Source organism: Mesorhizobium sp. W016 (assembly GCF_054719485.1).
In genome coordinates this window covers 2,685,657-2,709,633 of the sequence record NZ_JBTTIF010000002.1, presented here as the reverse complement: position 1 = coordinate 2,709,633, position 23,977 = coordinate 2,685,657, and the positions used below count along the sequence as shown (strand labels likewise).

The following is a 23,977-nucleotide window of genomic DNA, read 5'->3' as shown; positions in this document are numbered from 1 at the left end:
ATTTGACTATGCAGCTTGATTGGATTGGCTGCTCGGAATCCACCAATCGCGTCCGCGCGCGGTGGTGACATATTCCGGCCAGCGGAAATTGATCGGCGGGTCATAGTCGCAAAGCGGCGCGATCCAGTTCGAGCCGCCGACGCCGCCGCCAGTGCGGGTGACGAATTCGTCCATGGCCGCATCGCGCGCGGACTTGTCCTCGAGCAGGCGGAGGGCTGCAAGCGCAACCGTCTTGGCGGCGCAAATGACCATCGGGTCGATGGTGGCCGAGATACCGCCCAGCGCGTTCATCGCCCAGGATGGATAGGCATGGCCATTCGCCGAGCGCAGCGCCGGGCGGGCGACATAGAAGCGTGCGGTCGGCGTGTGCCACGACATGTCGGTGTAGTCGTCGGAGGTCGAGTTGATCTGCGACGGAGGCAAATCGCGGCGCAGGATTGCCTCGGCCTCTTGCGGCGCAACCAGCCGCTCCATCTCGTCGATGAAAGGGTTGTCGGTCGCGGTGCCGCCGGCATTGACCTGGACCTCGCGACCGATCGCTTTCGCCGCCTCGTCCCAGTTCGGAGCGCCAACGGTGGACAGCGCCTCATAGGCAATCCCTGCCATGGCGTGATTGGCGAGGCCCGGCCGCGACTTCGACACCCAATGGCGCTCATAGCGACAACCGCTGATCGCCGCGGCCGCGGCCGCATTACGGTCGAGCACCGCGGTGACCTGCTCTGCCATGGCAATGGTCGGCACGCGGATCATGTACTGGATCTCGGCCAGCCCCGCCGGCAGATTGTCGGCGGTCGCCTGCCCGGCGGTGAGGATCGCCTCGCTGATCGACCAGCCGCCCTGGTGAGGCAGCATGGAATCGCGCAGCGCCTTGGAGGTCATGTACATCGTCATCAGCGCGTCATTGGCACCGGGCGCCCGCACCGCCGAATGCGCCTGCGGGATCGGCGCGCCATCGCTTGCGCGAACCCAGTTTTCGGGTTCGTCGCAGACAAAACGGTAGATCATCGCGTAGGCCGCGCCGCAATGCGTGTCCCAGCGCGCCGTGTTGCAGAGCGGCAGCATATAGAAGGGGTGGAAGGAGATCATGCCGGCAAGGCCGTCATAGTAGCCCTTGGCCGCATGGATCGGCTTCGAGCCCCTGACCTTCTCGGCCGGCTCGCCGGTGAAGCGCAACGTCCCCTCGATGCCGTGGCGTTGCATTGCCGCCTTGGTGGCGAGAAGTCCGCCGAGGCCGGCAATGCCAAGCCCGGAATGCGGATCGGTGTGGCCGCCGGCCTCGCTGCCGAGGCCCGGCCGCGATCGCTTCACCGTTGCCGCGTCCTGGCAGTTGCCGGGCACGGCGTCGTATTCGCCGTACATGCCGATGGTCGGCCCCGGGCCGTTCGTCCAGTGGGCGCAAAAGGCGGTCGGCATGCCGGCCGACCCTTCCTCGACCGAAAAGCCCTCATGCTTCAGCCGCGCGACATACCAGGCCGCCGACTGGTATTCGCGCCAGGCTGTTTCGCCGAAATCGAAAATGGTGCGCGTCCACGCCGACAGCGACGGCTGGATGCTATCGAGACAGGCAAGCGCGGTGGCTTGCGCCGAGGTCGTCACCGGTTTCTCCATGCGGCCCAAGAAAGCAGTGAAGCGGCATTGCAAAAAGTGATATGTTTTTCCGGTTCATGCAAATTCGGTTCACCTGAGGCCTCTTGCGAATACCTTCCACACAGGCGCTGCGCGCCCTCGACAGTTTTGCCCGTCACGGCAGTGTCTGGCGCGCAGCCGATGAACTGCATTTGACCCGCAGCGCCGTCAGCCATCAGTTGCGGCTGCTCGAACGCGACCTCGGCTTCGACCTGCTGGAGCGCATCGGCAAGGGCGTGGCGCTGACACCGCGCGGCCAGCGCTATGCCGCCGATGTGAGAAAGGCGCTGACGGTGCTCGGCGATGCGGTGACGCGCCAGGCCGGCACGGGCGTCGGCGGTTCGTTCGCCGTTTCCTGCACGCCGGGCTTCGCCTCTCTGTTCCTGTGCACGCACATCGGCGAGTTCCGGCAGATGTATCCAGACGTGGCGCTGTCGATCCTGACGCCGCGGCGGCTGGACGATGTCAGCAATCCGGACGCCGATGCCTTCATTGCCTTCGGCGTCGGCAACTGGCCGAACCGCTCGGTGGAGTTGCTGTGCGAAATCTCGTTCACGCCACTTTGCAGCCCGACACTGCTCAACAAGGTCGGCGGCTTTTCAAAACCGGCCGACGTGCTGCGCGCCAATCTCCTGCATCTCGGCGACACCGAGGACTGGGCGCGCTGGCTGGCGCTGTCCAAGGTGGAAAACCCCGACACCGAAAGCGGTATCTTCTTCTCGGACATGAACCTCGTCTTCTCCGCGGCGATCGCCGGACAAGGCATCGCAATGGGCGACGAACTGACCAGCCGCCGCGCGCTCAGCGAAGGCCGTCTGGTGCGCCCCTTCGACATCGCGATCCCCTCGCCGCGCTCGTATTTCCTGGTGTCGGAACATGCCAAGGCCAGCCACCCGGTGCTGGAAGCATTCAATGGGTGGTTGAGGTCGAAGCTGTCGGAGAACCGGATCAGCCCGTACTAGCCTCCCATCCGTGAATCAAATTTGCCGATCAGGCGAAAACTATTCGGTTGCGGTGAGCCGGCGCACTGCCCTACGCTCAAGCCACGATCAAGGAAGAGGCAGGATGCAGCAACCCGGCCGGGCCGCAGAGATCAAGGCAATCGGGATCGGCAAGAGCTTCGGCTCGTTCCAGGCGCTGGACGATCTGACGCTCAATATCGGCCGCGGCGAGTTTTTGACGCTGCTCGGCCCCTCGGGTTCCGGCAAGACCACCTTCCTGATGATTCTGGCCGGCTTCGTGCAGCCCACCGTCGGCAGGCTTTTCAGTGACGGCGTCGATATCACCGAACGGCCGGCCGAGCAGCGTGCCGCCGGCATGGTGTTCCAAGGCTATGCGCTGTTTCCGCATATGTCGGTCGAGGCCAACATCGCCTTCCCGCTCAAGGTGCGCAAGAAATCGGCTTCCGAGATCAAGCGCCGCGTTGCCGAGATGATCGAGCGCGTCGGCCTCAAGGGCCATGAGACGAAACTGCCGGCGCAGCTTTCCGGCGGCCAGCAGCAGCGCGTGGCGTTGGCCCGCGCTTTGGTGTTCGAACCCGGCGTGCTGCTCCTCGACGAGCCGTTCTCAGCGCTCGACAAGAGCCTGCGCGGCCAGATGCAGGCCGAGATGAAGCGGCTGCATCAGGAGACCGGCACCACCTTCGTCTTCGTCACCCACGACCAGAGCGAGGCGCTGGCGCTGTCGTCGCGCGTCGCCATCTTCAACCACGGAAAATTGCTGCAGGTCGGAGCGCCGGACGAGGTCTACGACCGGCCGGACAACCGCTTCGTCGCCGAGTTCCTTGGCGAGATCAACATGCTGCCGTTGAAGGGGGTCAAGCCCGCCGACAATGGCTCGACGGGCCTCTGCGAGGACCGCGCGGTCAACATGCTTTGCAAGGCCGAGAAAGTCCGTGGCGATGCCATATTGGCGATCCGGCCCGAACATATGTCGATCACGCGCGAAGCCGCCGCCGGCGAGAACGGCATTGCCGCCACCGCCATCGGCTCGACCTATCTGGGTGCGGCGACCAAACTCGATCTGACGACACGCCAGGGCGCCAAGGTGACCGTCTCGGTGCCGAACGAGGTCGCGGCGGCTGCACTCAGCAAAGGCAATTCCGTCTGGCTGACATGGCCGGCGGAAAAGGGTTTCCTCCTTCCGGACGGAGGATGACGACGAGAACGGCGAAGTCTTCCAGCAAAGAATCTGGAGCGCGCCATAACCACCGGAACCAAAACGAAAAAGGGGAACTAAAATGACAAACCAAAGCAAAAAACAAGCCATGGACGGGCTGACCGCCCGGGCTGTGCGCGGCGAGATTTCGCGCCGGCAATTCACCCAGCTTGCAGCCCTCGTGCTGGCCGGCACACCGATGCTGCTGCGCTCGACCGGTGCCTTTGCGCAGGCCAAGGAGCTGGTGCTGGTCAACTGGGGTGGCGATGCCCTTACCGCTTATGACGCCGCCTACGGCCAGGCCTTCACCAAGGAAACCGGCATCACCGTCAAGATGGACGGTTCGGGCCCGACCGAAGGCGCGATTGCCGCACAGTTCAAGAGCGGCGCGCCGACCTGGGACCTTGTCGACGTCGACCCGTTCTCGGCCATCACGCTCGGCGCGCAGGGTGCGCTCGAGCCGATCGACTACGCCATCGTCGACAAGAAGAAGATGCGCGAGGGGTTCGGCTGGGAATACGCGGCGTCGACCTATTTCTTCTCCTATGTCATCGCCTATGATTCCGAGAAATACGGCAAGGACGCGCCGACCGGCATGGCCGACTTCTTCGACGTGAAGAAGTTTCCGGGCAAGCGCTCGCTCTACAAATGGGGCGTGTCGAGTTGGGAAGCCGCACTTCTCGCAGACGGCATCGCGCCGGCCTCGCTCTACCCGCTCGACCTGAAGCGCGCGCATGACAAGATCGCCGCCTTCAAGGAAAACGTCGTGGCTTACTGGGGCGGCGGCGCCGAGAGCCAGAGCGTGCTGCTCAACGGCGAAGCCTCGATGGCGATCGTGTGGTCGACCCGCGCCTCGCTGATCGAGCAGGACTCGGGCGGCAAGATCAAGTTCATCTGGGATCAGGGCCTGATTTCGCCCGGCGCGCTGGCCGTGCTCAAGGGCAACCCCGGCGGCAAGGACGCAGCGATGAAGTTCATCGCCAGCGCCCAGGATCCGCAAAAGCAACTGGTGATGTTCGACAAGCTCGGACAGGGTCCGGCCAATCCGGCCGCCGATGCGCTGATCCCCGCCGACAAGAAGCGCATCAACCCGGTCGATCCCGAAAACATGAAGAAGCAGATCGCGCTCGACATGGACTGGTACGCCAAGAATTACGGGGCAGCACTCGACGAATACACCAAGATCATCTCGGCCTGACCAGGCCGGGCACGAGCTTCGATGAGAGGCACCCTCTCCGACAGGATGGGCGCGGCGGTGCTGATGGCGCCGCTGCTGCTGTTCCTTGTGCTGGCCTACGCCTGGCCGTTCCTCGGCGTCGTCAAGTGGAGCGTCACCTTGCCGACACCGGGGCTCGGCCAGTATGGCGCGCTCGCCACCGATGCCCTGGTGCAGTCTGTGTTCATCCGCACGCTGCGCATCGCGCTGATCGTCACCGTGGTTTCCGTGGCGGCGGCATACGCCATCACCATGGTGTGGGTGCGCGGCAGCCCGGCACAGCGCATAATCGCTGAATTCTGCATTCTCGTCCCCTTCTGGATCTCGGTGCTTACCCGCGCCTTCGGCTGGGTGGCGCTTTTGTCCAACCGCGGCCTGATCAACACCTGGCTGCAATCGATCGGCTTCATCTCCGAGCCGCTGGCGCTGGTGCGCAACGAGTTCGGCGTCATCGTCGGCATGACGCATTTCCTCATTCCCTTCGCGGTGTTCCCGCTGGCCTCCGCCATGCGCAGCCTCGACGAGCGCGTGCTGCTCGCGGCGCGCGGGCTCGGCTCCAGCCGTATGCGCACCTTCTGGACCGTGTTCGTGCCGATGACGCGCTCCGGCATCATCGGTTCGGCGATGATCGTGTTCGTCTTCTCGCTCGGCTTCTTCGTCACGCCGGCGATCCTCGGCGGCGGCCGCAGCGTGATGATCGCCGAGCTGATCTATCTCCGCATCTTCCAGAGTCCCGACTGGGGACTGGGTGCGGCGATCAGCGTCGTGCTGGTGCTGTTCGTCGGCGCGCTCATGGCGCTGCTGTTCCGTTATGTCAGACCGAAGCAACTGATCTGATGCCGACCTATCGCCCCGGTCCCGTCTCGCTGATCCTCGCCGTGCTGGTGGCGCTGTTCCTGCTGCTGCCGCTGCTGGCGGTCATCCCAGTGTCGCTGACGCCAAGCCGCATGCTGGCTATGCCGACGGGCGAACTGTCGCTGCGCCACTACCGCGCGCTGATCGAGGATCCGCGCTGGCTCGACGCCATCCTGCTGTCGATCCGCATCGGCATCGTCAGCAGCGTCATCTCCACCGTGCTGGCGCTGTGCTTCAGCCTTGGCGTCTGGATGTTCCAGCCGCGCTTCACGGCCACCCTTGTCGGCTTCGTGCTGTTGCCGATGGTGGTGCCGCCGGTGGTCTCGGCGATCACGCTCTACTTCCTGCTGACGTCGATCTCGGGCATGAGCTCGTTCTTCGGCTACGACACCTGGCTCGGCGTCGCCATGGCGCATTCGGTGATGACGGTGCCTTTCGCCACGGTGCTGATCCTGGTCTCGCTCAGCCAGCTCGACCGCCGCATCGACCTTGCCGCGCGCGGCCTTGGCGCCGGCGTGTGGGAGCGCGCCACGCGCATCATCATGCCCAACATCAAGTTCGGCATCGTCACCGCCGCGCTGCTGTCCTTCGTGCTGTCCTGGGAAGAGATCGGCGTCACCCTGTTCATCACCTCGGTCAACGCCATCACGCTGCCGCGGCTGATGTGGATGGGCCTGCGCGACAACATCGACCCGGCGATCGCCGCGCTCTCGGTGATCCTGATCATCATCACCGTGCTGGTGCTGGCGGTGAGGACTGTGGTGGTGAAGATGCGCGGCGGGCACTGAGCCAAGGTGGCCAACAACAATCGGCGATAGCCAAGCCGCTGTGTGAAGGGCGTTACGGACGGTGAGCGCCGGGTACATTACGCGGCGTCATGGGAAACCTGCCGCTGGTGACATTTGCCTTCGTGTCGGTGCTCGGAATGGCGGTTCCGGGACCGGACGTCGTGCTCGCCATCACCAACGGCTCCCGCTACGGTTTTCGACGCGCGTTTCTCGGCATGGCCGGCGTCGTACTGTCTGATTTCGTTCTTATCAGCATCGTCGCGCTGGGCTTCGGCGCTCTTCTGCTGGCTTCGGAATTCTATCTCTCGGCTCTCAGGATGTTCGGCGCGGGCTATCTGCTTTTCGTCGCCATCGGTACCCTGCGCACCGCGTCCCGACCTTCGTTCAACCCTAACCTTCTCGAAACACGCCATTCAGCCAAGGCACTCATTGGGCGCTGCTTCCTGGTGGCGGTCACAAATCCGGCGGCCTGGCTGCTTTTCCCCGCGATCCTGCCGCATTTTGTCCGCGTGGATGAGCCGATCGCGATCCAGTATGGCATCCTGGCCATTATCGCCGCGCTTGCCGATGTGTTTGTGCTGACGTTTTACGCAGCCCTTGGCGCGCGGGCTGCAAGGCTTCTGGCTGGGCCAAACGCCGTGTGGATCGACCGGTTGTACGGTATCGCCCTGCTTGGTCTTTCGAGCACTTTGATCCTGCAATCCCTCGGGCATCTGAGATAGTCGACACAGGACTACACAGGGCCGGATTTAGCAATCGGCCCGTAGTCAGCTTGCGAAGAATCTCGACAGCCTTGCAGCCGTGTCTTCGGGGTGCTCTTCCGGGAAGAAATGCCCACCCTTGACCGAGCCGCCTCCGACGTTATCAGCCCATTGCCGCCAGATCGCCAACGGGCCGCCCTCCTCCGCATACCAGTTCTCCAACCCGCCCTCGCCGCTCCAGAGCGCAAGCAGCGGGCATCTGATGCGACAGCCATCAGCCTGGTCCTGCGCGTCGTGCTCGCGGTCGATGCCTGCGGCGGCGCGATATTCCTCGCAGATGGCGTGGGCATGGGCGGGATCACGCAGCGCCTCGATATAGGCGGCCCTGACCTCAGCGGGAAAAGCATCTGGAGCCGAGCCCCAGCCGGCGATCGCATTGTCGACAACTGCGTCGGGTGCTGCGGACAACAGGCGCTCAGGCAGCGGTTCCGGCTGGGCGAGCAGGCTCCACGGCCAGAAGGCCAGCGCCAACCTGGCATCGGCCCGATCCCAGGCGGAGGCCGTGGGGACGATGTCGAGAACGGCGACTTTCGACACGGTTTCGGGATGGTCGAGCGCCAGCCGGTAGGCGACGCGACCGCCACGGTCGTGGCCGGCAACCATGAAACGGTCGAAACCGAGAACGTCCATAACCTGCACCATGTCGCGCGCCATCGCTCGTTTGGAATAGGCGGCATGATTGGCTCCGGAAGCCGGACAGCCGCTTTGTCCGTAGCCTCTCAGATCGGCGGCGACCACGCTGAAATGCGGCGCCAGGGCCACGGCGATGTCCCGCCACATCACATGCGTTTCGGGAAAGCCATGCAGGAGCAGCAACGGCGGCCCTGAGCCACCGGCCCTGACGAAGATCGATGTCTCCTCCATTTGAACGGTCCTGGCGTCAAAGCCCGCAAACATCAGCTGCCGCCAACCAGTCCGTGGCTGGAACGGATTCGCAGCACCTGGACACCCTTCGGCAATTCGATCAGGAACTCCTTGTCGCGGTCGAGATGGTGGATGCTTTGCGGATCGCCGCCGGTAAAGGCGGCCATCGCCTCGACGCTCTCCCAATAGGAGATGGTGATGAATTCCGAATGCGTCGGCGTGTCCTCGCGAAAAGTCTGCACGCCAAGCGCTTTCTCGATCAGCGGCTTGATACCAGCCTCGTAATTGTAGCGCTCATAGGCGTCGGCCCTGCCGGGCGAGGTCCTGCCGCGCCAGATGCGCGCAATGGTCGGGGTTTTCGGTGCCATCTCCTATAACACCCGAAGGCGCGCCGCGTTCCGACTATCCTGACTGGCCGCACAACTGGCTGATAGTCGACGTATGGCAAAGGTTCCGTACAGTAACTTGCACTGGACACGCGGCTATCCTGTCAAGTCCAAACGTGCTCTCTTGTGCTCAACTTGGGAGGGCACAATGAAACTACGTCTAGCTTTCGCTGTATTCACCGCAGGAATTTTCTTCGCATTGTCGGCTGCCTCGGCCGGACAAGGGGAACAGCAAAACATCAACTTCCTGGCTCGGATGTCCGATGCAAGGTTAAATTCGGCCGCCAGAATGGCCGGTGACCTCGTTGGCGTAAGGCAAAGATGTCCGGCGTTGAGGCCAACGGAAGACGGAAAAGCAATTTTCGCCGTCCCGGTCCTTTTGTATGATGGGCGGGACAAACACCTGACCCCAGACCCCCGAAAGTTCAACATGGCCATCCATACCTATGAGAGGGCTTTCGCAATGGCGGCCCAGAGATCGGCAAGTTGCCAAAGCGAGAGGGCCAAATACCCGAAACTTTACCGGTAGATGGCTAACAAGGACGACCTTCAGTCTCCGGCGCCGCGACGCCTCACCTAAGGTATTGAAATTATTGGCAGGATTCGAAGCTGTGACCATCGGCTTAGAAGGCCGGTGCTCTATCCGGCGGAGCTACGGGACCGCTGCCGTCAGCGAACGCGCTCTACCTTCAGGCAGCATGCAGGGTCGGGATGGCGCTAACGTCAACTTCGCGCTCCGCATGCCAGGCATCATACGCGGCCTGCATCCTGAGCCAGATCGCGGCACCATCGCCGAACATCTTGCCAAGAAGGGCGGCCACGGCAGGCGATACCGGCTTCTTCTCACGGATGATATCGTAGAGCTGCTGGGCGCGAGATTCCGAGCAGATTGGCGATTTCCACCTTGGTCTTGCCGGCGGCGGGAACGATGTCGTCGAGCAACGCGCCAGGATGGGAAGGGCAGCGCTCGGTCGTTCTGTTTCGTTCGTACACCTTCAGAGTGCTACCCATATGCCAGGTACAAACCGTAACCTATGTGTCCGGAATGGACCCGGCAAAATTGGCGATCCCGACAGGATTCGAACCTGTGACCATCGGCTTAGAAGGCCGGTGCTCTATCCAGCTGAGCTACGGGACCGCTGGCCGGCATTTGATATCTTGGCCGGCTGGTGTCTATGTGCCAGGCGCTGACCGCCGGTTAATGCGTCCAGGGTATCCTGCGGTCATAGCGGAAATTTTCCGCATAGGAAATCTGCCGGCGCTTGGTCTCTTTCGGCTCCTCGACACGGAAGGCCAGGCCCTGCTTTTCGGCATAGGCCACCGCCTCTTCCCTGGTGTCGAAGGTCAGCCTGATCTGGCTCAGCATGTCGCCCGATGTGGTGTAGCCCATCAGCGGGTCGATCTTCTTGCGTTGGGCGGGATCGAATTCCAGCACCCAATGGCCGGTCTTGGCCTTGCCGGACTGCATCGCGGTTTTGGCTGGGCTGAAAATTCGCGCGGACATGGGCACCTCGTAGCTGCGTTGGCGGTAGCGCCGCCTTATTTCAGTCAATACTGTGCAACACTGCCGACGGCAAGGCCGAAGCGGCCTGCAACCAGGCCGCTTCGGCAGCGGCATCGGCCCGATACACTGGCGTAGCATCAAAAGTCATGGTCATGATGGTGACACAAAGAGGCATGGACGCAGGGATTTTGCACGCCGAGGCCGACAGCCAAGCGATTTTCGACGGCGCGATCGTGATCGGCGCCGGGGCAGCCGGCTTGACCGCAGCCCATGCGCTGCTCAAGACCGGCGTGCCTGTGATGGTGTTGGAAAAGGAAGCCCGGCTGGCCGAGCCATGGCACGGGCGGCACGAGCGACTGCATCTCAACACGCATCGCGACCTTTCGGCGCTGCCGGGCGTTTCCTTTCCTGCCGGCACCCCTGCCTTTCCGCACCGAAACACCATCATCGGCCATTTGAACGAATTCCACGCCATGCACCGGCTGCCGGTCGAGTTCGGCATTGCGGTCGAGGAGATAGGCTTCGAGGGCGACCACTGGCTTGTGCGGACCAGTGCCGGGCCGCGGCTGGCGCGCCATGTCGTCATCGCCACCGGGCGCGACCGGCAGCCCTTCATCCCGGCCTGGAAAGGCATGAAGGCCTTTGCCGGACGCATCATCCATTCGGCCGCATTCGGCGACGCCAAGGCCTATGCGGGCAAGAAAGTGCTGGTCGTCGGCGCCGGCAATTCCGGCTTCGACGTGCTCAATCACCTGTCGGCAGCCGGCACGGGACAGATCTGGCTGTCGGCGCGCAACGGTCCGGCACTGCTGCCCAAGCGCCTCGGCCAGATCGCCGTCCACCGGTTTTCGCCGATCCTGGCGCGGCTGCCGTTCAAGCTCGCCGATGCGGTGATGGCGGCGACGCAGCGATGGGCCTTCGGCGACCTCACGGCCTACGGCCTGCCGCCGACGCCTTCGGGCGGCGCAAGCCGGCTGGCGTCGGATTATACCGCCATCGCCACCGATGACGGCGCCGTCGATGCCATCAAGGACCGCAGGATCATCGTGCTGCCAACCGTGCGGGAATTTACCGGCGACACGGTCGTTTTCGACGATGGCGCGACGATCCAGCCCGATATCGTCATCGCCGCGACCGGCTACCGCACCGGGCTCGAGGCCATGCTGGGCAAGCTCGGCGTGCTCGACGAAAAAGGCGTGCCGCTGTTCAACGGCGCCAACAGCGACCCGAAACTGCCGGGCCTGTGGTTCACCGGCATGCGGCCGAGCATCCGCGGCTGTTTCGCCAATGCCCGCATCCAGGCCAAGGCGATCGCAGCCAGGATTGCACGGGAGCGCAGACCGCCAAGCCCCGTTTGACGATTTAGGGGTTGCGTGACAGGGTCCGGAACCGTATACGCCGCAGGGCCTCGGAGTGTAGCGCAGCCTGGTAGCGCATCTGGTTTGGGACCAGAGGGTCGGGAGTTCGAATCTCTCCACTCCGACCATTTTTTCCCACAAAGCCAGTCCTTGCCCAAGGTATCACTTCCAAGGTCGCCAATGGCTGCCTCGCCGGTAGCGCATGGCGGCACGCATTGCCCAAGCAGCAGCCGCTCGCCGATCGGACCCTACATTGGAACACCAGTTCGCTCCGAGAGTTGTGTATGTTCAACCCAAGGAGCAAACAATGAAAACCCTTCTCATCGCCTCGATGATCGCGTTCGCCGGAACGGCGGCTTTGATCGCACCGGCGCAAGCCGCCAGTCTGACTATCCAGTCCGATGACGACGATCAATATTCGTCCGACGATGGCGATATACAGGTTCTTCGCCATCACCAGCGCCACAAAGACTATAGCGACGACTATGGCGACGACTACAGCGACAACCAGGATGGCCAATGGAGGCGCCACCACCGCCATCACCGCTGCCATATCGAACTGGTCAGGCACTGGCGCCATCACCACAGGGTCGTCGAAGAGGTCAGGGTCTGCGGCTGATCCGATCGCTTTAGACCTGCTACGGCCGAGTTTGGCGACCGGAGCACCAATCTGACCTAAAGCGCGTCTCATTTGAACGGACTCACGCGACGCGCTTGAGGTCTTGTTTGATGCATGTTTGATGCATGCGGTTCTCTCAAAACCGGGGCCACTTGAGCGACATGCATCAGGCGCCCGTGTCATCGAACAGCATCCCTTCGGCGGGTTTGGCTGAAAATCGACGCAGGGATAATCCCCTCGCTTCCACCTCTATCGCCGGTCTAAAAGCGCGTCGCGCTGAAACGTATCCAGGCGACGCGCTTTGATTTTTGTTTTGATGCATGTCGTTCTCTCAAAACCGGGACCACTTTTGAGCGACATGCATTAGACTCCGGGCAAGGGGAGATTCTGGATGCTTGGTCTCGAGGCATGGCTTTCGCTGATTGGCCCTGCCTACTTCGCTTACATCCGCATCACGGTTCCGTTCGTCGTCGTCTGGGCCATTATCTGTGCAGCCCTGTGGATCTGGAACAACCGGCCGAGCAAGAGGCAAGGCCGTCCCCGGTCGTGGCCCGCCAGCGTGCTGTTCTTTGTCGTCGTCGTCGCGTGCTACGTGGCAGCGCATACGGTGGTCTATCTGCTGGTCCGGTATCTGGCGGCGTTGTGGCTATAGGGCACCCTCCCGGACACTCCGGTGACTGCTCTACGAAGGTAAGCTCGCCGGGCGAGAACCCCAATCATCACTCCCGGCGAGCCTACAACCCGATCAGGAACGCGACCAGGACCGGGGTCAGCCGGCAAGTTCCCAGGTGCAAGACGGATGCCAGATAATGTTTCCCGAAATGGGACAGCGGCCCTCATGCGGCGGTGGGCACGGAGAGATCGAGTGTATTCATTCGAACACGCTGTCGTCGCTGTAGAGGAAATCCTGCGGAAACGCATGTTCGCAGCTCGCGCTCTGGTCGGGCTGCCGTACCTGATTACGGCTGCCAAGGATCGATGACAGGCACGCCGGCCGCATGGAATGGCGCCGTGTCACGCGAGGCGAGATGAAAGCCGTTTGCGGAGGCGATTGCCGCGATGTAGCCGTCGGGCACAGGAAACCCCTTGCCGGCTGCCCTCGCCTTCACTGCAAGTCGGGCATAGTGCCGGGCCGCCTCGGTATCGAAAGGCAGGATGCGGCGCTCAAACACGGCGCACACACCGGCGAAGGTTTCAGCGAGCGCAGCCTTGCGACGACCCGCCGGCATGGCCTCGATGCCGAACAGCACTTCGGCGAGCGTCACACTGGAGAGGTAAAGCGTTTCCTCGGCCTGGTCATCAAGCCAGGCCAACACAGCTTGATGCGGTTCGGGCTTCATGGCCTCCGAAACGACATTGGTATCGAGGAGGATCATTCGAACCCCAGCGGTTCGGCCGGCGCCTTGTCGCGAGCCTGCTCCAGGACCTCCACGTCTTCATTGGTCAGCCCGGCGCGTCGGGCAATGTCTGCCAGAACGGAGCCGAGTTTCACACGGCCGTCCGGCCGCACCGCGTTTTCCAGAATGTCGCGTATCTCGGCCTCGGTGCTGCGACCGTGCAAGGCCGCCCGTACACGCAGAGCTCGGTGGGTCGCTTCCGGAAGATTTCGGACGGTCACTGCAGGCATTGATATCGCTCCGATGTCATTGATTGAAAGTATCATATTGTTTCAGGTGATGTCACCATGCATGTTTTGAAAACGTCGCACGGGCGGGATCGACAATCGCCGTCCAGGGAATTGCAGCAGGATCTAAACCTCGAACTCGCCCTGCCCTTCGTCCATTGCGCTGACGGTTTCGGCGGCGAGCGCCCTGGTGATCGGCGTCTTGCGCTCGAGCGCGGTGCGGTCGAGGCGCTCGACCACGCGCATGGCGGTGGCCAGCGAGCGCTCGATGCGGCGCACCAGATATTGCACGACGTGCGGCTCGACCTCGACTTGGCGGTCGGCGAAGAGTTTGGTGATGACGCCGGCCAGAAGCAAATCGTCGGGTTCGTGGATCTCGACTGTTGCCGCCGCCTTCAGCCGCGAGGCGAGATCGGGCAACGTCACCCTCCAGGCGGCGGGGAAGCGCCGCGCCGTCAACAGCAAGGTGGCCCCGGCGCCGCGCACTTCATTGATGAGATGGAACAGGCCCGCCTCGTCGATGGCTGTCTTGTCGACATCGTCGATCAGCGCGGGCCTGCCGCCAAGCCCGGTGATGGCATTGCCGATGCGCTGGGCATCGACCGCCACAGCGTTGGCCCGCGCCTGCCAGATCGAACCCAGATGGGTCTTGCCGGAGCCAGCCGGGCCAGCGAGCACGATCACCGGCGATGGCCAGTCCGGCCAGCGGTCGACAAGGGCTGCCGCCTCACGGTTGGTGGCCGACACCACCAGTTCGTCGCGCGAATAGCCGGTGCCATGCCCAAGGTCTAGCGGCAGCTGGCGCGGCGGTTCGGTCTTTTGATCCGCCACGTTCAGCCGCGCGGCGAGCGGTGGCCGCCGCCGCGATCGGCAGGCAGCGGCGGGACTGGCTCGGTGGAGTGTCCCTTGTAGAGCGGCGATTCGAGATAGCGGGCAATGGCAAAGCGCACCAGCACGGCAACCGCCGCCGAAGCAGGAACGGCGATCAAAAGGCCGACGAAGCCGAACAGGGCGCCGAAAGCGAACAGCGCAAACATCAGCCAGACCGGGTGCAGGCCGACGCTTTTTCCGACCAATCTGGGCTGCAGGATGTTGCCTTCGATGAACTGGCCGATGAAGAACACCACGGCGACAGCAACGATCATGGTCCAGTCCGGCCAGAACTGGACGAAGGCGACGCCGACGGCCAGGACCAGTCCGGTCAGCGAGCCGACATAAGGGATGAACGAGATCAGCCCGGCGAAGAGGCCGATGAGGATGGCGAAATTCAGCCCGGTCAGCGTCAGGCCGGTGGCATACATGCCGCCGAGCACCAGGCACAGCGTGCCCTGGCCGCGCACGAAGCCGGCGGTCGCGGTGTTGATGTCCCTGGAGATCGCCCTGACCGTCCCGACATAATCGCGCGGCACCCAGCTGTCGACGACCGCCACCATGCGATCCCAGTCGAGCAGCATGTAGAAAGCGACAACCGGAGTGACCACGAACAGGCTGACCACCGACACCAGAGCAACGCCGGAACTCCAGATCGAGGTGAAGACGGTGCTCAGCAGGCCGAAACCGGAAGTGAGCAGCGAATTCAGCCCGTCGCGCAGGCCATTGGCATTGACGCCGAATTTCTGCTCCAGCCATTTCGGATCGAAGCTGGTGATCAGCGACTGCAGCCGGGTCAGATATTCCGGCAGCTTGCTGGCGAAATCGGCCATCTGCGTGGCCAGTACCGGAACCAGGATGACGAAGGCCAGCACCAAAAGGACGATGAAGGCAATCAGGATGACCACCGTCGCCATCAGCCGGGAGAGGCCGAGGCGTTGCAGCCGGTCGGCGACCGGGTCGAGAAAATAGGCCAGCACCATGCCGGCAACGAACGGCAACAGGATGCTGGAAAAAATGTAGAGGAACAGCGCCAGGAAGATTGCCGTGCCCAGCCAGAAGAAAATCTGGCGGCGAAACGCCAGGGACGCAGCCGCCTCTGCCAGCGCGGCAGTCGCGGCATTCTTGTCAACTACCCGGGGTGGAGCCTTCGCCATAGCCGCTCATATGCCTCAGCCAAGCCACGAGATAGGCCGCGGCCGAAGCCACGGTCAAGACCCCGGACAGCAATATGAGCGCAGGCCTGAGCGGGTCGAGGTGGAGGCCAAGGGCAAGTTCGCCCAGCACCACGGCGCCAGCACGATCTGGGCGGCGGTGTTGGCCTTCGACACATAGAGCGGCTTCATCTCGACCGGATGCGCCATGACCGTGGACAAGAGCACGGCGCAGATGATCAGCGCATCGCGTGACACCATGGTCACCACCAGCCACAGCGGCAATTTCCCGATGAAGCCCATGACCACGAACACCGAGACCAGAAGCACCTTGTCGGCCATCGGATCGAGATAGGCGCCTAGTCTCGATTGCTGGTTGAAGCGGCGGGCGATGAAGCCGTCGACGCCATCGGAAATGCCTGCAACGAGAAAGCCGGCAAAGGCCCAGTCCCAGCGCATGTTCAGCATCGCCAGTACGACGGCCGGAACCAGCACGAAGCGCAGGATGGTGATGAGGTTGGGAATGGTCAAAGGCATGTCCCGCCATGCTTATTCTGCAGATAGATGATGGAGTTGGATTGTGGCTGCAAGGACCAGCGGTGAAGGGGCGACTGTCCACGTATTTATCTTGGGCAAAAGCCCGGTATCCTGTCGTCATCCTTGCCCCCCGAAACCATTCATGCGAAGAGCCGCCGAGGGAAACAGGGATGCGCCGACGATGAGCAAGGGCGACCGGGCCAAGCGCAAGAACGGGCTCACCTATGCCGAGGCGGGCGTCGACATCGATGCCGGCAACCTCATGGTCGAGAAGATCAAGCCGCTGGTGCGCGCGACGCGCCGGCCGGGCGCCGATGGCGAGATCGGCGGTTTTGGCGGCCTGTTCGACCTCAAGGCGGCGGGTTTCACGGATCCGGTGCTGGTTGCCGCCAATGACGGCGTCGGCACCAAGCTGAAGATCGCCATCGATGCCGGCAAGCACGACACGATCGGCATCGACCTCGTCGCCATGTGCGTCAACGACATCGTCGTGCAGGGCGCCGAGCCACTGTTCTTCCTCGACTATTTCGCCACCGGCAAGCTCGACCCCGACCAGGGGGCGGCAATCGTCGGCGGCATAGCAATCGGCTGCCGACAGGCCGGCTGCGCGCTGATCGGCGGCGAGACGGCCGAAATGCCCGGCATGTATCACGACAAGGATTACGACCTGGCCGGTTTCGCCGTCGGTGCTGCCGAACGCGGCCAGTTGCTGCCGACCGACGATATCGTCGAAGGCGACGTGCTGCTTGGCCTGGCTTCCTCGGGCCTGCATTCGAATGGCTTTTCGCTGGTGCGCCGCATCGTTGGCGTCAGCGGTCTTGCCTGGGGCGATCCGGCGCCGTTCAACGATGAGGCGACGCTGGCAGAGGCGCTGCTCGAGCCGACCCGCATCTATGTGAAGTCGGTCCTCAAAGCGATCCGTGGCACGCACGGCATCAAGGCGCTGGCCCACATCACCGGCGGCGGCTTTCCCGAAAACATTCCGCGCGTCCTGCCGAAGGACTTTTCCGCAGAACTCGATCTCAATGCCATCGATGTGCCGCCGGTGTTTTCCTGGCTGGCGAAGACTGGCGGCGTGGCGCCGGAGGAGATGATGCGCACCTTCAACTGCGGCATCGGCATGATCCTCGTCGTCGCCTCCGGCCAGGCGGCACAGGTCGCAGCCGTGCTGCAGGAGGCCGGCGAGACTGTGACGCCGATCGGCCGCATCGTTCCGCGCCGCGACGCCGGCGTCATCTATCGGGGCTCGATCGGCCTATGAGCAGGAAACGCACGGTTGTTCTGATCTCGGGACGCGGCTCGAACATGACGGCGCTGATCGCGGCGGCGAGCGACCCGGCCTATCCCGCCGAGATCGTTGGCGTCATTTCCGACCGGGCCAACGCCGCCGGCCTCGGCATCGCGGCCGCGCGCGGTATCCCGACCAAGGTCATCGTGCGCGCCGACCATGCCAGCAAGGAAGCCCATGATGCGGCGATCGACGCCGCGCTGATTGCGTTCAATGCCGAGATCGTGGCGCTGGCCGGCTATCTGCGCATTCTCTCCCGCGGCCTGGTCGAGAAGTGGCAAGGGCGCATGCTCAACATCCACCCTGCCCTGCTGCCGGCCTTCAAAGGGCTCGATACGCATGCGCGCGCCCTGCGCGCCGGCATTCGCATTCATGGCTGCACGGTGCATTTCGTCACATCAGAGATGGATGACGGCCCGATCATCGCGCAGGCAGCGGTGCCGGTGATGGTCGGCGACAACGAAGACACGCTGGCCGCCCGCGTTCTGAAAGCCGAGCACCGGCTCTACGCGCTGGCGCTCGGCCTCGTCGCCGACGGCAAGGCGCGCATGGAAGGCGGCCGCACTGTGCTGGCGCATTTCGCTGACGATGCCGAAAACGGAACTTCCGTGGTGATGGCGCCCGACCCGCTGCGCGAAGAACGCGATCTCGAACATCTGGCGCGGATCACGCCGTAGGCGCTTCAGGACCTGAAAGCCCTTGGATATTTTTGACAGCGCGATCCGGAGAAAAGGCGATCTCGCCGGCGTCTTTGAATATGACGACACTGAAGGGCCAGCAAACGCCACGGCTTATTTTTACCTATACGAAGCGCATGACGAGGTAGTTGGGCGGATCATCGGCGCAATTCATATTCGATCGGGTGCCTGGGCGATCACCGAAGCGGATATTGCCGTCCAATGGGACAATGATGAGAGGCGCGTCGGCCTTTTCGTCTTCGGCACTTTGTCGGCAGCCTTTGATGCCGCTACGGGCGCTAAATACGGTGGCGGATACGGCATGGACTTCCAGCGCGAAATTCCCTGGTCCTGAGATCTAACAGATGAAACAGCTGCTTCTTCTTCGCCACGCCAAGTCGAGCTGGGACGACCCGGCGCTTGCTGATTTCGACCGGCCGCTCGGGCCGCGCGGGCTGAAGACGGCGCCGCTGATGGGGCGCGAACTGGCCCGGCGCAGTTGGCAGCCTGACCTGGCGCTGGTGTCGCCGGCGCTGCGTACGCGCGAGACATGGCGGCTGGTCTCGGCGGAACTGTCGGCGAGCGTAACGGTGGAGTTCGCCGAGGCGCTCTTCGAAGCCACGGCTGGCGACATTCTGGCCGAAGTGCGACGGGCAATCTCCTCTGCCGGCTGTCTCCTGGTGCTCGGCCATAATCCCGGCCTGGAGGATTTTGCCCGCCGGCTTGCCGGTCCGCGATCGGGTGTGGCTGCTCTCAGGAAACTTGAAGAGAAACTCCCGACCGGCGCCCTTGCCCGCTTTGTCATCGACGGCGACTGGGCGGATCTCGGCTTCAGCGCGGCCCGGTTGACGCATTGCATCAAACCGAAGGATCTAAGCTAGACCAAGCTGCCTAACGGGCTAGCCGCAGGTGACAGCCGCAAACCGTGTTTTGAAAAGACCACGGTCAAACAAGGAGATAGGACCCGCTGCTGGCGGATTGATTCAAGATCTTTGCGGCCCGAGTCGATTGCATAAAACCAAGAGCGGTGGGCCAGGCCCACCGCTCTTTGTGGTCGTCGATTTCTCAGAAAATCAACGACCCCATATGCCCTGGCCGGATTCCGGCTGGTTCGAGTCGCCCTTGATCGTGAAATCGCCGAGGCTGGCCGGCTTGCGGATCGAGGCGGTATAACTGTGATCGATGTTGCCGGCGGGCGCTGTCACAGCAGGCTGGTTGACGCCGTCGGAGCCGTAGTGGTCGCTGCCTGCGAAAGCGGTGCCGGTGGCAAGGAGGATGGCAGCAGCGGTAAGTGCGATCTTGGTCATTTCAGGTAATCCAGATTTTTCAGTTCTGTCCGTCAAGTGGCGTGCCTTGGGAGGAATTCGCGTCGCTCGGACCACCCCGAAATGGGTGTGCGTTGCTGCCATTGCCAATCACAAAAATGTGCGAACCGAACCGTTCGGTTCGGTCTTGGAAGGCGCCGAATGGCGTAGTTGTTGCTATATTCTATTCTCCAGGCGGCTCCGACCTCGCAACGCCCCTCGTTGCGTTACCCTTTGCATCTCAAAGGTCGTGAAACCTAGTACGTCGCGCATGTCGTATTCGCCGGGCGGCCGGACGGCGACCCAACGTGCTGCCGCAATGGCGCCGCGCGCGAACATCGAGCGGTCGCCGGCCGAATGGGAAAGCGTGAGCGTCTCGCCCTCGGCCAGCAAGCTCACACTGTGCTCGCCGACGATGCTGCCGCCGCGCAGCACGGCAAAGCCGATCTCGCCGGCAGGGCGTGGACCTGTAACGCCGTCGCGGATTCGTTTCGCCACATCGTCCAGCCTGACGCCACGTCCGCGAGCGGCCGCCTCGCCCAGCATCAGCGCCGTGCCCGACGGTGCGTCGACCTTCATGCGGTGATGCGCTTCCAGGATCTCGATGTCGGCGGCGGGACCAAGTGCTCGCGCCGCCTGTTCGACCAGCCCAGCCAGCATGTTGAGCCCCAGCGAGTAGCTGCCTGAGCGAACGATGGCGACGGACTTCGAAGCAGCAGCGATGGCGGCGAGATCGGCCGGCTCGAAGCCGGTCGAGCCGATGACCAGCGCCGGGCCGCCGCGGGCCGCGCAAGTCTTCGCCAATTCGATGGAGGCCGCAGGCGTGGTGAAATCGATGACGACGTCCGCAAGCGCCAGTGCTTCGTCGCGCTCGACCAGCCCCTCGCCGGCGCTGCCCGGCCTGTGAAAGCGGGCGACGAGCGCCAGCCTGGGATCGGTCTCGACGGCCAGCGCCATCTCCCTGCCCATGCGGCCGAGCGCACCGGCTATGGCTATTTTCAATGGATGCTGCATGGCGGCTTTCACTGGAAGCGAGTCGCAACAATGATCTACCATGCCGCCCTGCCAGATTGATTCAGCCGGCGCCATGCGTCTTGAGCATCATGCCGGCGATCTCCTTGACCAGCTTGGCGGCAACCAGCGCGGTGAGATTGGAGACGTCCTGGCTTGCATTGTATTCGACGACATCGGCGCCGACGATGGGCTGGTCGATCCGCTGGATCAGGTTGATCACTTGCCGGGTTGTAAGACCACCGGGCTCGCGGTGCGACACGCCGGGCGCACAAGCCGGGTCGAGGCCGTCGAGATCGACCGAGAGATAGACCGGCGTCTTGAGATCGAGCTGCAGATCCTCGCTGAAATGCCGCGCCTCGATCATTTCGACGCCGAAGCGCTTGAGCTGGTCACGAAGCTCATCATTGAGGGTGCGCAGGCCGATCTGGATCAGCCGGCCAGCCAGCCCCTCCTCCAGGATGCGCGCGAAGGACGAGGTGTGGGACCGCCTGTTGCCCTGATAGGCATCGTAGATGTCGGGATGGGCGTCGATCTGGACGATCGTTAGCCTGGCATGGCGGCGGCGCACGGCACGCAGCACCGGCCAGGCGATGGCATGATCGCCACCGAGGCTGATCAACGGGTGGCCGGCATCCAGCGCGCGGCCGACCTCGGCCTCGATCCGCTCCCATGGACCGCCGGCGCCTGAAAAGTCGATGTCGCCGTGGTCGACGAAACTGTCCGCCACATCGAAGCCGGTTTCGCTCCACGAGCTGTGCGCGTCGCTTTTGAGTTCCCGCCGGATCAGGGCCGGCGCTGCGGCCGCGCCCTTGAGATAGGACGAGTTCTCGTCATGCGGTATTCCCAGAAGCGAAACCCTGGTCATCGGCGTGCGATCTCCGGCAACAGGCAATCTCCCTAAACCCGGCAGCTGGCTGGCGATAGCAGTGCCGCTTGGGCCAGTTGCGAAGGCGATCAGGCGTCATTTCCCGATCGCGCCGCACAGTCTTTGCCTGACGATCGCGATATGGAAATCCGTGCCGTGCAACAGCCCGTCATCGTTGAAGTCGTAGCTGGAATTGTGCAGCGGCGGCGAGGTCTCGCCATTGCCGAGAAAGACGAAGCAGCCCGGTACGTGATCGAGGAAGCGGGCGAAATCCTCCGAGGCGGTCATCGGCTCCGCCGCGATGCTGGCGGCGCCATAGGCCAGCACGCGCCTTGCGGCGACAAAGGCCGCGTCCACCAGGTCGGCATCGTTCTGCAGCGGCACGAATTCCCTGCTATAGGTCACGTCGGCGGCGACATTGTAGGCAGCGGCGGTGCCTGCCGCGATGACCCGCATCTGGCGCTCGATCTCGGCGCTGACCTCGGGACGAAAACTGCGGGCGTCACCGAGGATGCGGGCGAGGCCGGGCAATGCGTTGCGGGTGCCGTCGGTGATCAGCTCGGTCACCGAAACCACCGAAATGTCGGCGGGACTCAGCCGGCGCGAGACGATGGTCTGCAGATTGGTGACCAGCGCGCAGGCGGCGACCAAGGTCTCGTTCCCGGAATGTGGCCGCGCCGCATGGCCGCCGATGCCCTTGAGCACGATCTCGAAATTGTCCTCCGCCGACATGAACGGGCCGGCACGGGTCTCGAAATGCCCGACGGGCAGGCCCGGCATGTTGTGCAGGCCAAAGATCTCGTCGAAGGGGAAGCGCTGCAGCAGCCCGTCATCGAGCATTGCCAGCGCGCCCTTGCCCCACTCCTCGGCCGGCTGGAAAACGAAACGCACGGTGCCGTCGAAACCACCCTCGGCGGCCAGCAGCTTTGCCGCGCCGAGCAGCATGGTGGTGTGGCCGTCATGACCGCACGCATGCATGATGCCGGGGTTCTGCGAGCGATAGGCTGTCGCGGACTGCTCGGTGATGCGCAGCGCATCCATGTCGGCCCTGAGCGCAATCGCCCGGTTGCCGCTGCCGCGCTTCAATGTGCCGACGACGCCGGTGCCGCCGACCCCCTCTGCAACATCGTCCAGCCCGAATTCGCGCAGCTTCGCGGCGACAAAGGCAGCGGTGCGCTTTTCCTCGAAGCCGAACTCGGGGTGCGCGTGCAAATCGCGCCGCCAGCCGGTCATTTCCTGCTTCAGCACATCACGATCGAGCTCAGCCATTTTCTCCCCGACCTATTTTGCAAGCTCACTGGCGACATCAAGCAGGATGTTGGCGCCGGCGACAAGCTCGGCATCTTCAGTGTGTTCGCGCGGATTGTGGCTGATGCCACCGGCGCTCGGCACGAAGATCATTGCCGCCGGCGCGAGGCGGGCCATCATCTGCGCGTCATGGCCGGCGCCCGATGTCATGCGCCTGACGCCGAGACCGCGGTTCTTCGCGGCCGCCTCGATCAGTTCGACGATGCCGATGTCGAATAGCACCGGTTCGAAGCGGGCGAGCCGCTCGACCGAGATCGATACGTTCTCCGAAACCTCAAGCTCCTCGAGATAGGCAGCAAGGGCCGCCTCATGCGCCTGCAGGCGCTGTTCGTCGGGATCGCGCAGGTCGATGGTGAAGACGGCGCGCGCGGGAATGACGTTGATGGCGTTGGGTTCGAAGCGCATCGTGCCGACCGTGGCCACGGTTGGCCCATTTGAAGCCCTGGCCCGATCGTGCAGGAAGGTGATGATGCGGGCGGCGGCGTGGCCGGCGTCGCTGCGCATCGACATCGGCGTGGTGCCGGCATGGTTGGCGGCGCCGTCGATGGTGATGCGCTGCCAGGAAATGCCTTGCAAATTCTCGACCGCGCCGATCGGCACGCCTTCACGCTCCAGCACCGGCCCTTGCTCGATATGAAGTTCGAGATAGGCATGCGGCTTGAGGAAGCCGGGTTCGCGGTCGCCGGCATAGCCGATGCGGGCGAGCTCCTGGCCGAGCACGCTGCCATCCGTGCCGATGGCGGCCAGCACGGCCTCGGCGCTGACGCCACCGGCATGGCATAGCGAGCCCATCATGTCAGGCGTGTAGCGCACGCCTTCCTCATTGGTGAAAGCGGCGACCGCGACCGGGCGCGACGGCGAAAAGCCCGAAGCCTGCAGCCTCTCGATCACCTCCAGCCCGGCCAGCACGCCGTAGCAGCCATCATAGATGCCGGCATCGATAACGGTGTCGATATGCGAACCGATGAGCAGCGGCGCCTGCCCGGCATTGTCGGGGCTTTGCCAGATGCCGAAGATATTACCGACCCGGTCGATGGCGACTTCCAGCCCGGCCTGCCTGAGCCAGCCGACAAAGAGGTCACGGCCCTGTCTGTCTGTGTCGGAGGCGGCGAGCCGGATCAGCCTATCCTCACTGTCGCGGCCAACGGCGCCGAGTTCCCGGATGCGGCCAAGCAGACGCTGTGCATCGATCCCGATCATGG

The 23,977-nt window shown here is 63.6% G+C and carries 27 protein-coding genes, 2 tRNA genes and 2 pseudogenes; 15 read left to right on the top strand and 16 right to left on the bottom strand.

The features are described from left to right. Positions 1-6: 6 nt before the first annotated feature. On the bottom strand, positions 7-1,608 hold the full coding sequence (locus ACYG9V_RS13500) for a zinc-binding metallopeptidase family protein (protein ID WP_352764309.1): 1,602 nt from the start codon (positions 1,606-1,608) through the stop codon (positions 7-9). A gap of 83 nt (positions 1,609-1,691) precedes the next feature. Between ACYG9V_RS13500 and ACYG9V_RS13495 the strand changes: the two genes are divergently transcribed. The 6 genes from ACYG9V_RS13495 (at position 1,692) to ACYG9V_RS13470 (ending at position 7,364) form a co-directional block, all read left to right on the top strand. Continuing rightward, a complete protein-coding gene (locus tag ACYG9V_RS13495; RefSeq protein ID WP_023705214.1) occupies positions 1,692-2,588 on the top strand; it encodes a LysR substrate-binding domain-containing protein in 897 nt (298 codons plus the stop codon). A gap of 103 nt (positions 2,589-2,691) precedes the next feature. Beyond that, entirely contained in the window at positions 2,692-3,783 is a 1,092-nt protein-coding gene (locus ACYG9V_RS13490; RefSeq protein ID WP_023824105.1) for an ABC transporter ATP-binding protein, read from the top strand. 82 nt (positions 3,784-3,865) lie between these two features. Then, positions 3,866-4,981 carry an ABC transporter substrate-binding protein gene (locus ACYG9V_RS13485; RefSeq protein ID WP_023689052.1) on the top strand — a complete coding sequence of 372 codons (1,116 nt, stop codon included), beginning with the start codon at positions 3,866-3,868 and terminating at the stop codon, positions 4,979-4,981. A 21-nt stretch (positions 4,982-5,002) separates the two neighbouring features. Further along, positions 5,003-5,836, top strand: coding sequence for an ABC transporter permease (locus ACYG9V_RS13480; RefSeq protein WP_023670301.1), 834 nt, complete (start codon positions 5,003-5,005; stop codon positions 5,834-5,836). Beyond that, positions 5,836-6,642 (top strand): ABC transporter permease, encoded by an 807-nt coding sequence (locus tag ACYG9V_RS13475; protein WP_023689053.1) that lies wholly within the window; start codon positions 5,836-5,838, stop codon positions 6,640-6,642. Before ACYG9V_RS13480 ends, ACYG9V_RS13475 begins: the two co-directional genes overlap by 1 nt. Positions 6,643-6,731: 89 nt before the next feature. Beyond that, positions 6,732-7,364, top strand: a complete 633-nt coding sequence (locus ACYG9V_RS13470) for a LysE family translocator (RefSeq protein ID WP_352764306.1) — start codon at positions 6,732-6,734, stop codon at positions 7,362-7,364. Positions 7,365-7,409: 45 nt separating this feature from the next. On the opposite strand, the gene ACYG9V_RS13465 is transcribed toward ACYG9V_RS13470, so the two are convergent. Both ACYG9V_RS13465 and ACYG9V_RS13460 read right to left on the bottom strand, forming a co-directional pair. After that, on the bottom strand, positions 7,410-8,300 hold the full coding sequence (locus ACYG9V_RS13465) for an alpha/beta fold hydrolase (protein WP_023684769.1): 891 nt from the start codon (positions 8,298-8,300) through the stop codon (positions 7,410-7,412). After that, positions 8,300-8,635 (bottom strand): antibiotic biosynthesis monooxygenase family protein, encoded by a 336-nt coding sequence (locus ACYG9V_RS13460; RefSeq protein ID WP_023738659.1) that lies wholly within the window; start codon positions 8,633-8,635, stop codon positions 8,300-8,302. Before ACYG9V_RS13460 ends, ACYG9V_RS13465 begins: the two co-directional genes overlap by 1 nt. Before the next feature lie 166 nt (positions 8,636-8,801). On the opposite strand from ACYG9V_RS13460, the gene ACYG9V_RS13455 reads away from it, so the two are divergent. Beyond that, on the top strand, positions 8,802-9,182 hold the full coding sequence (locus ACYG9V_RS13455; RefSeq protein ID WP_023684767.1) for a hypothetical protein: 381 nt from the start codon (positions 8,802-8,804) through the stop codon (positions 9,180-9,182). Between the two features lie 160 nt (positions 9,183-9,342). On the opposite strand, the pseudogene ACYG9V_RS13450 reads toward ACYG9V_RS13455, so the two are convergent. From ACYG9V_RS13450 to ACYG9V_RS13440, 3 genes and pseudogenes are all read right to left on the bottom strand, one after another. Beyond that, positions 9,343-9,664, bottom strand: a pseudogene (locus ACYG9V_RS13450) (HigA family addiction module antitoxin). A gap of 50 nt (positions 9,665-9,714) precedes the next feature. Beyond that, positions 9,715-9,791 (bottom strand) — tRNA-Arg (locus ACYG9V_RS13445). A 60-nt stretch (positions 9,792-9,851) separates the two neighbouring features. Continuing rightward, positions 9,852-10,157, bottom strand: coding sequence for an ETC complex I subunit (locus tag ACYG9V_RS13440; RefSeq protein WP_023670294.1), 306 nt, complete (start codon positions 10,155-10,157; stop codon positions 9,852-9,854). Between the two features lie 173 nt (positions 10,158-10,330). On the opposite strand from ACYG9V_RS13440, the gene ACYG9V_RS13435 reads away from it, so the two are divergent. The 4 genes from ACYG9V_RS13435 (at position 10,331) to ACYG9V_RS13420 (ending at position 12,786) form a co-directional block, all read left to right on the top strand. Further along, positions 10,331-11,515, top strand: a complete 1,185-nt coding sequence (locus tag ACYG9V_RS13435) for a flavin-containing monooxygenase (protein ID WP_023715100.1) — start codon at positions 10,331-10,333, stop codon at positions 11,513-11,515. Between the two features lie 51 nt (positions 11,516-11,566). Beyond that, positions 11,567-11,643, top strand: a tRNA-Pro gene (locus tag ACYG9V_RS13430). 179 nt (positions 11,644-11,822) lie between these two features. Further along, a complete protein-coding gene (locus tag ACYG9V_RS13425; RefSeq protein ID WP_023684765.1) occupies positions 11,823-12,134 on the top strand; it encodes a hypothetical protein in 312 nt (103 codons plus the stop codon). Between the two features lie 391 nt (positions 12,135-12,525). Further along, the gene (locus tag ACYG9V_RS13420; protein ID WP_023689056.1) at positions 12,526-12,786 is read left to right on the top strand and encodes a hypothetical protein; all 261 of its coding nucleotides are present in this window, start codon (positions 12,526-12,528) and stop codon (positions 12,784-12,786) included. 307 nt (positions 12,787-13,093) lie between these two features. Here the strand turns inward: ACYG9V_RS13420 and ACYG9V_RS13415 are convergent, their stop codons facing one another. From ACYG9V_RS13415 to ACYG9V_RS13395, 5 genes and pseudogenes are all read right to left on the bottom strand, one after another. Continuing rightward, a complete protein-coding gene (locus ACYG9V_RS13415; RefSeq protein WP_023689057.1) occupies positions 13,094-13,510 on the bottom strand; it encodes a type II toxin-antitoxin system VapC family toxin in 417 nt (138 codons plus the stop codon). Then, positions 13,507-13,761 carry a FitA-like ribbon-helix-helix domain-containing protein gene (locus ACYG9V_RS13410; protein ID WP_023670289.1) on the bottom strand — a complete coding sequence of 85 codons (255 nt, stop codon included), beginning with the start codon at positions 13,759-13,761 and terminating at the stop codon, positions 13,507-13,509. Before ACYG9V_RS13410 ends, ACYG9V_RS13415 begins: the two co-directional genes overlap by 4 nt. Positions 13,762-13,884: 123 nt before the next feature. Next, positions 13,885-14,589: a DnaA regulatory inactivator HdaA gene (hdaA, locus tag ACYG9V_RS13405; protein ID WP_023689058.1), complete on the bottom strand. Its 705-nt coding sequence runs from the start codon at positions 14,587-14,589 to the stop codon at positions 13,885-13,887. Between the two features lie 2 nt (positions 14,590-14,591). Further along, complete coding sequence (locus ACYG9V_RS13400; protein ID WP_023684761.1) at positions 14,592-15,785, bottom strand: AI-2E family transporter; 1,194 nt, start codon at positions 15,783-15,785, stop codon at positions 14,592-14,594. Next, positions 15,757-16,313: pseudogene (locus tag ACYG9V_RS13395) on the bottom strand (CDP-alcohol phosphatidyltransferase family protein). Before ACYG9V_RS13395 ends, ACYG9V_RS13400 begins: the two are co-directional and overlap by 29 nt. A gap of 187 nt (positions 16,314-16,500) precedes the next feature. Between ACYG9V_RS13395 and purM the strand changes: the two are divergent. The 4 genes from purM to ACYG9V_RS13375 are packed head-to-tail and all read left to right on the top strand — an operon-like array spanning position 16,501 to position 19,165. Then, entirely contained in the window at positions 16,501-17,580 is a 1,080-nt protein-coding gene (purM, locus tag ACYG9V_RS13390; protein WP_352764513.1) for a phosphoribosylformylglycinamidine cyclo-ligase, read from the top strand. Next, positions 17,577-18,284, top strand: coding sequence for a phosphoribosylglycinamide formyltransferase (gene purN, locus ACYG9V_RS13385; protein WP_352764305.1), 708 nt, complete (start codon positions 17,577-17,579; stop codon positions 18,282-18,284). The genes purM and purN overlap by 4 nt, the downstream gene beginning before the upstream one ends. 22 nt (positions 18,285-18,306) lie before the next feature. Beyond that, the gene (locus ACYG9V_RS13380) at positions 18,307-18,639 is read left to right on the top strand and encodes a hypothetical protein (protein ID WP_352764304.1); all 333 of its coding nucleotides are present in this window, start codon (positions 18,307-18,309) and stop codon (positions 18,637-18,639) included. Positions 18,640-18,649: 10 nt separating this feature from the next. Continuing rightward, positions 18,650-19,165, top strand: a complete 516-nt coding sequence (locus ACYG9V_RS13375) for a SixA phosphatase family protein (protein ID WP_352764302.1) — start codon at positions 18,650-18,652, stop codon at positions 19,163-19,165. Between the two features lie 192 nt (positions 19,166-19,357). Here ACYG9V_RS13375 and ACYG9V_RS13370 read toward each other — a convergent pair whose 3' ends face one another. The 5 genes from ACYG9V_RS13370 to ACYG9V_RS13350 form a co-directional block, all read right to left on the bottom strand. Then, complete coding sequence (locus tag ACYG9V_RS13370) at positions 19,358-19,591, bottom strand: DUF680 domain-containing protein (RefSeq protein WP_023684758.1); 234 nt, start codon at positions 19,589-19,591, stop codon at positions 19,358-19,360. 174 nt (positions 19,592-19,765) lie between these two features. Continuing rightward, positions 19,766-20,602, bottom strand: a complete 837-nt coding sequence (dapB, locus tag ACYG9V_RS13365) for a 4-hydroxy-tetrahydrodipicolinate reductase (RefSeq protein WP_352764300.1) — start codon at positions 20,600-20,602, stop codon at positions 19,766-19,768. A gap of 61 nt (positions 20,603-20,663) precedes the next feature. Beyond that, positions 20,664-21,467 (bottom strand): agmatinase, encoded by an 804-nt coding sequence (gene speB, locus ACYG9V_RS13360; protein WP_023727319.1) that lies wholly within the window; start codon positions 21,465-21,467, stop codon positions 20,664-20,666. Between the two features lie 96 nt (positions 21,468-21,563). Then, positions 21,564-22,736, bottom strand: coding sequence for an amidohydrolase (locus tag ACYG9V_RS13355; RefSeq protein ID WP_023831116.1), 1,173 nt, complete (start codon positions 22,734-22,736; stop codon positions 21,564-21,566). A gap of 12 nt (positions 22,737-22,748) precedes the next feature. After that, positions 22,749-23,975, bottom strand: coding sequence for a Zn-dependent hydrolase (locus tag ACYG9V_RS13350; protein WP_031195177.1), 1,227 nt, complete (start codon positions 23,973-23,975; stop codon positions 22,749-22,751). Positions 23,976-23,977: the final 2 nt, after the last annotated feature.